This window comes from Bradyrhizobium sp. Rc2d, from assembly GCF_900099855.1.
Taxonomy (GTDB): domain Bacteria; phylum Pseudomonadota; class Alphaproteobacteria; order Rhizobiales; family Xanthobacteraceae; genus Bradyrhizobium.
Map to the genome: position 1 here is coordinate 1 of NZ_FNCU01000103.1, position 6,653 is coordinate 6,653.

Annotated in this window: 8 protein-coding genes; 1 reads left to right on the forward strand and 7 read right to left on the reverse strand. The window is 60.3% G+C overall.

Features of this window, described 5'->3' with window-relative positions:
• The 6 genes from BLV07_RS45545 to BLV07_RS45570 form a co-directional block, all read right to left on the reverse strand.
• The coding region (locus BLV07_RS45545; RefSeq protein ID WP_143035752.1) for a transposase at positions 1-366 on the reverse strand (366 nt) is incomplete at its 3' end.
• A gap of 225 nt (positions 367-591) precedes the next feature.
• A complete protein-coding gene (locus tag BLV07_RS45550) occupies positions 592-957 on the reverse strand; it encodes a VOC family protein (protein ID WP_091899120.1) in 366 nt (121 codons plus the stop codon).
• Between the two features lie 109 nt (positions 958-1,066).
• Positions 1,067-1,375: a hypothetical protein gene (locus BLV07_RS50015; protein WP_091899121.1), complete on the reverse strand. Its 309-nt coding sequence runs from the start codon at positions 1,373-1,375 to the stop codon at positions 1,067-1,069.
• A gap of 55 nt (positions 1,376-1,430) precedes the next feature.
• On the reverse strand, positions 1,431-2,663 hold the full coding sequence (locus BLV07_RS45560) for an HlyD family secretion protein (RefSeq protein ID WP_091899122.1): 1,233 nt from the start codon (positions 2,661-2,663) through the stop codon (positions 1,431-1,433).
• Complete coding sequence (locus tag BLV07_RS45565) at positions 2,656-3,102, reverse strand: hypothetical protein (RefSeq protein ID WP_244551469.1); 447 nt, start codon at positions 3,100-3,102, stop codon at positions 2,656-2,658. The genes BLV07_RS45560 and BLV07_RS45565 overlap by 8 nt, the downstream gene beginning before the upstream one ends.
• Before the next feature lie 115 nt (positions 3,103-3,217).
• Positions 3,218-4,774: an adenylate/guanylate cyclase domain-containing protein gene (locus BLV07_RS45570; RefSeq protein ID WP_143035753.1), complete on the reverse strand. Its 1,557-nt coding sequence runs from the start codon at positions 4,772-4,774 to the stop codon at positions 3,218-3,220.
• Between the two features lie 326 nt (positions 4,775-5,100).
• Between BLV07_RS45570 and BLV07_RS45575 the strand changes: the two genes are divergently transcribed.
• Positions 5,101-5,352 (forward strand): hypothetical protein, encoded by a 252-nt coding sequence (locus BLV07_RS45575; protein ID WP_091899124.1) that lies wholly within the window; start codon positions 5,101-5,103, stop codon positions 5,350-5,352.
• Between the two features lie 241 nt (positions 5,353-5,593).
• Here the strand turns inward: BLV07_RS45575 and BLV07_RS48275 are convergent.
• Positions 5,594-6,653: hypothetical protein (locus BLV07_RS48275; protein WP_176946202.1), on the reverse strand; the 1,060-nt coding region annotated here is incomplete at its 5' end.

Consider the following 6,653-nt stretch of genomic DNA (forward strand, 5'->3'; position numbering starts at 1 on the left):
ACAGACCTTACGCAGCCCCAGGCTGTTGTCCTTGCGGAAGTCCGCGATGGTCTTGTGATCGGGAGCAAGCCGACCCAGCAGCCACATCACCTCGATGTTGCGTCCGGCCTCTCGTTCCAGCCGCCGGCTTGATTGCACCCGGTTCAGATAGCCGTAGATGTAAAGCTTCAGGAGAACCGAGGGGTGATACGACGGCCGGCCAGTCGCCGCCGGCGCAACTCCAGCGAAGCACATCTCGGCCAGATCGAGCGCATCGACAAACTCGTCGATCGCGCGAACAGCGTTGTTCTCGTCAATGAAATCATCGAGGCATTCAGGCAGCAGCGTCCGTTGCCCACGATCCGCCCCCTCAACGAAGCGCCTCATCAATTCCCCCTCAGAATCACGGGAGAATCATAACAGCGGGACTGTGTTTTCACACAGCCAGGGTCATTCGCGTTGATTTGGGCGCGACTCGGGCCATCTCCGGTCGACCTCCAACAGCGGACGCTAGGTCAAGGATCGGGATTGCCGCGCAGGGCGCCATGACCTGAGTCACGCATTGCATAACAACGCTCGATCACGTCGTCGGCGCAGCGGACGGGTTGAAGCTCACTGCTGTACGGTCATGAGTTCGAGCACTCCGTCGGGGTCGCGAAAATAGACGCCGCGGCCGCCGTTCCAGTCGTTGAGCTTACCGTCATCGAGGCTCCGCGGTCCGCTGCCATAGGCGAGCTTCGCCTCGCGAATGCGGCCCAAGATGGCATCGAACTCGGCATCGCTGACGTGGAAGGCGTAGTGGTGGCTCTCGAACTCCTCCTCATCGTCGAAAAGGAGCGTGAGCGTATCGTTAATGCGTAGCGGCGCGAAATGGTCTCCTTTGGGATCGGGATGGAGGCCAAAAATGCGCGCAAAAAATTGCGCCGCAGCCTTCTCGTCGCGGGCAGGGACGATGGTGTGGTTGAGGGTGATGGTCATCGGAAGACCTCTCTAACGACTGCCACACACTTATCGACTCGAGCAGTAGTTCTCCGGTCAAGCGCAGATTTCTGCCTAACCTCAGGACATCCTGCGCCTTTAACGCCCCTCAAGCCGACTTCCGCTGCGGCTTGGCCGCCGGCTTCTTCGCCGCCGCTTCCTTCGGCTTCTTGCCCTCGATCGGCATCAGCATCTCTTTCTGGCCACTCGACGCCTTTCGTTCATGGCGGGCTTGGCCACCTTCGCCGGCGCGGCCTTCTTGCCGACGGAGCCGCGCGACCCCGAAGGCATCCCGCGACATCAAAAAATTTACAATCCGGCAAAAAGCTTCGAGGGCGCGGCGCGATTTTTTGTAGCCGAAATCGGGATGGTAAATCGTTGGCATATCCTTGAACGCGCTCTCCCCGCCGAGGGCCAACCGGCTGGGAACGAACGTGGCCGGGGGCCTACTTAGCCGGCGCGCTTCACTGGTATCAGTGCCCACTTAGTACCAGCGTCTGAATCGGCAGCAGCAACGCTTGAATGCGCAGCAGCAGTGCATGCACCACCGCCGTCGCATCGACCACATGCAGGGCGAAAGCCTTGCCGGCGCTCGTCTCCTTGGCGGCGATCACGTCATGGTTGCTGGTGTAGGCATTGACGATGCAGCGTGAGCCGGGCGTGACCCCTTCCAGGCCGCCCTGGTAGAGGGGCTGGAGGAACGCGAGGATCGTCCCGGGTTGCCGCAGGCTCTGCGGATCGATCAATTGCTCGCCGGCTCGGACCTGGCCCGCGGCGATGAAATCCTGCACCGAGACGACAACCATCGGAATGATCACCCAGGGTTTGGAGATGCAGGTCACTTCCGCCACCATGCCCGGCTTGATGACCTGCGCCTCGATTTGGCCGAACCCCGCCTGCAGGCTCTGCTGGCCTGCTCCCTCCGGGATCAGCACGCCGGCGGGTCGCATCGCCTGGTTGACGACATCGCCGACGCGAAGCGTGAACTGCTCCACCCGGCCATCGACGCCGGCGCGGATATAGGTCTTGTCGAGGTCGACCTGAGCCTGCGCCAGTGCTGCCTCGGCGCTGGCCTTCTGGGCCGGCAAAACGGTTGCGATCTGAGCGGAGACCGATTCCTTGACGGCAAGTGCGGCGTCGATGCCGGCCTGCCTGCCGCTGACGGCCACCTGAAGCTTCTCGATATCGCGCTGCGGCACGATGCCTGGGTTGCGACGCTGCAATTCGGTCTTCGTGTCGAGCTCGTCCTTGGCCTGCTGGTGGGAAGCTCTGGCATCGTTGATCTGAGCCTCGGCCTTCAGCATGTCAGCTTGCGCGGCGTGCAGCGCTGCATCGACCTCCGCGATCTTGCGTTTGGCCGTTTCGAGCGCGGCTTCCTGCCTCGAACTGTCGAGCCTGAACAGAACATCACCTTTCTTCACGGGCTCGCTGAAGCCGACGTTGACCTCGGCGACCCGGCCCGAAGCTTCCGGCAAGATCGGAACGGTACGGAAGTACAGGGCCGCGGTGGTGGTCGAGGGATGGTAGTAGAAGATCATCGTGATCAGCGCGACGGCCAGCATCAGACAGCCGGTGATGCCCCAGCGCAGTTCGTACCAGACCGAGAAGAAGGTGATTTCCTTACCGAACCGCCGGCCCTGACGATAGCGGCGATAGAGATAGTCCGGCAGGATCGTCACCAGTGAACAGAGGATGAGCTCAAGCATGGCGCCTCACCTCCTCTTGCTCCGTGCCAGCGGCTCTTGGCGCGACGGTTTCCGTGGCTGGTGACACTGGCGCTATCGTCACGTCGCTTTCCGACGCAGCGCCCGCAATCTTCTCGACCGATCCAGCAATGCTGCGCAACGGCGTGCCGAAATCCGGCAGATCGACCAACGCGAGCAGCAATCCGGCGATCCAGAAGATGTGCATGTGGGTGAAAAGCGATATCAGGCCGAGGACGGCGACAAGCTCGAACTGCAGCTTCTGCGACTTGTGCGCCATCCGCTCGGGCAGGCTGTGCAGCTTCCAATAGAGGATGCCGACGGAAAAGATCGCGGCCACCAGGAGTAGGCCCGTGAAGACCGTCAGGCCGTCAGCCTCGTTCGGCCCAGTGATGAAAAACGGGAGATGATGAGGCGCCGCTGGATGAAGTTGCTCGCTCACGTGGTCCTCCCTGCCGAAGCCCGTGCATCTCATTGTTGCGCAGAGCGGTTGCAACCTGCAAGCGCGTTTTGCGATCAGCCCGGCGACCAGCCGGCTGCGCCGCACAACGTGCTGCCTACGGCGCGGTCGCTGGCGCCGCGATGAACTTCGACTTGGAATCTAGGCTCCCCGCCCGGCAAGCGCCGATCATCGAAGTCGCAACACTATCATCGGGAAACTGGCGAAGAATGTCCTCATAGCTGCGCAACGCGCCTTCCAGGTCTCCGGCTTCGAAGAGCGCGGACGCTTCCCGGGTCATTTCGGCCAATTTCTGATCAGCAGGGAGGACTTTGAGTTCGGGATCGCTGGTGTTCGCCAATCCCATCAGCTCGTAGATCATGAATTCCTGTTTCCGTCCCTTGACCTGCACGCGGCGCAGCGGTCTCACGACGATTCGGGAAGGGACAGCATTGAAGACGCTGTCGCTGATGCAAATCGAGGTGCCGAACATCTTGTTGGCGCCCTCCAGCCGCGCTGCAACGTTGACCCCATCGCCGATCGCCGTATAGCTGAACCGCCCCGAGGGTCCGATATTGCCAACCAAAACCTCAGCGCAGTTCAGGCCGATGCGGATTCGCAGGGGCGGCTTGCCGTCCGCCTGCCAATGCTCATTCACCCGTTCCATTCGCCGCACCGCCCGCAAGGCGCCCGCGCAGCCGCGCAACACGTGATCGGGCAGCGCGACCGGCGCACCCCAGAACGCCATTATGCCGTCGCCGATGAACTTGTCGACCGTCCCCTGCTCATCGGAAATGGCGCGCGTCACCTGCTCGAAATAGACCGACATCTGTTCGAGCAGTGCATCGGGCGTCGATTGCTCGGCATGCGTCGAAAAGTTCTCGAGGTCGGCGAAGAAGATCGTCATGTCGCGCCGTTCCACTCCGAGATGCAACGGGATTCCTGATTTGATAAGACCACGGACGACATCGACGGGCGCGAACGAGCAGAACGATTGCAGTGAATTGCGCAGCAGTGCTGCGGCGGACTGAAGCTGCTCGATTTCCCTGACCTTCGAGGCGCGCATGAGCGGCTGATCGAAAGCCAGCGTTTCGACTGCTTTCAATTCTCGCGAGACCCCCTCAATGGGCCGAGAAAGCCGTCGCGACACAAAGTAGATCAACAGGAGTTCGGCCGCCGAGAGCGCAACGATGATCGTGACGATCTGCCGGTTGGTCCTCTTGAGCTCACCTATGAAGTCCGCGGTCGGCGTGAGAATGATCGCCTGCCAGTAATGGTCAAAGCTGACTGGAAATCGGGTAAAAGACGCGCTCCACTCCTGCCCGTCGTGGGGCGATCGGAAGAGGAAATTGTCGTCCCTGCTTTGCCGGTGCAGTCGTGAGGCCTCGCGCACGTTTTCGTCGTCGAAATTGTTCAGCCGGGCGACCTCCAGCCGGCCGTCAACCGCCCGAACGCCCTTTTGCCGATCGGATGCAGCTATCACCCTGCCGTCCACCGGGTTGGCTATGATGGTCGCGCTGTTTGCGCTGGCGCGGTGGCTCGCCAAGAATTCGGACAAGACACCAAGAGTGATGCTGGCGCCGGCGGAGCCGATGAAATCGCCCGCTCGCAGGATCGGCACTCTGAGATTGATGATTGGAGCGCCCGTATCGACGTTGATCTGCGGGTCGGCCACGGCGAGATTCCTTGATTGCTTCGCCTCCGGATAGCCCGACGTGGTGCGGTAGTCGGTCGTGGTCGGAACCGCGTATTCACCGTTGACATGGCCCCACGTATCGAAAAACGTCCGATGCCTGCTCCGGTTCTCGCCCACCGAAAAATCGTCGATGAAGTTGGCGTGCCAGTTCGCATTGCGTGGAATTCTTTGGTCCGAGCGTCTTCGGTCGTCGTCGATCCGCGTCACCGCGCGGTGATAGCCGTTCTCGAAACTGACGAAGGCTGCATCGATCTCGTCGGCGGTCCAGATCAACGAATGTCGAGCCAGTGCCCCGCTCGAGCGGCATGACCACGCACGTCAACAAGGTTCATCACGTCACCACCATCATCCAGGTCGCAAAGGACCTCGGTGAAGACGAAGACTGGCTGCGCGACATTGCCATTGAAATGGAGATCGAGGACGGCCTGATCTGGGTCTATGGCGTCGGCGAAGATGGTGTTCAGGTCTTCACCGACTTTGGCATCGAAAACCTGATCGAGCTCGTCAGGTTCTACAAAGAAAACCCCAAGCTGCTCACGCGCTGGCAACGGGAATGATCCAACCAGCATGCGGCCTACGCCGGATGCGTACATCGCGCGCTCAAATTCGGCGACATCAGGCGCCAACAGTGCACTCACCCAAGACCTCCTTGTCGGGACCGTGTCAGCCGCCATGAAATCGTCAACTTGCTCGCAGGCTCCGTCGCCGGACGCCTGCCGTGGGCATATTGCCGTCACGACCTCAAAGCTGTGGCCTGAAAACAGCGCTTACCAATGAGTGTCTGCCGCCGCTCTTGCATCACACTAGGTGGAAATCGGACGACGCAAGCGAAGCGACCCCCTGAAGCTTGACCAGAGCGATGGCGTCCGTGCCCGATCCACCTGTCGCATCCCAATAGACCGTGCCAGCGTTAGTCCCCTGGTCTACGAAGATAAAATACCCAATGCTACCAGCGTGTGATGCTAATGAGACGTCAGAGGCAGTTATCAATGTCGCGGAGCTGCCGGCCACGAGCCCTGAGCCAAAACCTGCCGCTGAAATCTCGAGCGAATCGCTCAGGGGTACGAAATCGCTAATCGTGTCCATGCCTTCCGAGGGGAAGTTAAAAACAAACGTGTCACCGCCCGCGCCGCCCGACAGGGAGTCGAGTCCAGCTGCGCCCGTGATCCTGTCGGCGCCACCGCCGCCCTGAATATTATCGGCGGCCGCGGTGCCTGTGATCGTGTTTGCGGTTTCGTCGCCATAAAAGCCACTTGTGTCGTGGATAAGCTCGATGGACGAACCGTTGAAAATCGCATCACGTTGAGTAGCTGTGAAAGCAAAATTCGAAGTCTGGATGGTGTCGCTGCCTGAGCCTCCAAGAACTTGGAATGCCGAAGTAGAATTACTGACGGTGAAGGTGGTACCGGTGACGTTCGAGCTTTCAATCGTGACGGCGCTTACTGACTTTCCCGAAAGGTCCAGTGTCGCGTCCGCGGTGACAAACTTGTTGTTACCCGACGAATTGCCGCTAAGATTCGTGATTCCAGTAAGCGCATCCGCATCGATCAACGCCGTCAGATTGCTTCCGTTCAAGTTGATCGATTCCAGGTTCGTCAACGTGGCCGAGCGCAAATCGAGCGTAGCGTTGCTCGGGTAGAGGTACAGGGTATCGAACCCGCTGCCCCCATCGATAGTGATGCCTGTGTTCCACGCGCTCGCATTGAAGAAATAGATCTGATCACTATTTGCACCGGTCTGTATGCTGGTCGCCGTTCCGGCCCCTTCAAAATAGACGGTGTCGTTTCCGTCTCCCCCCTGAATGCTGGTGGCGGCTGCCGTGCTTTGCAGATCAACGAATGTCGAGCCAGTGCCTATC

What these genes read in the sequence shown, in the direction of transcription:
- BLV07_RS45550 (WP_091899120.1), bottom strand. Translation starts at nt 957, where the DNA reads ATGACCATCACCCTCAACCACACCATCGTCCCTGCCCGCGACGAGAAG.
- BLV07_RS45560 (WP_091899122.1), bottom strand. Translation starts at nt 2,663, where the DNA reads ATGCTTGAGCTCATCCTCTGTTCACTGGTGACGATCCTGCCGGACTAT.
- BLV07_RS45575 (WP_091899124.1), top strand. Translation starts at nt 5,101, where the DNA reads ATGACCACGCACGTCAACAAGGTTCATCACGTCACCACCATCATCCAG.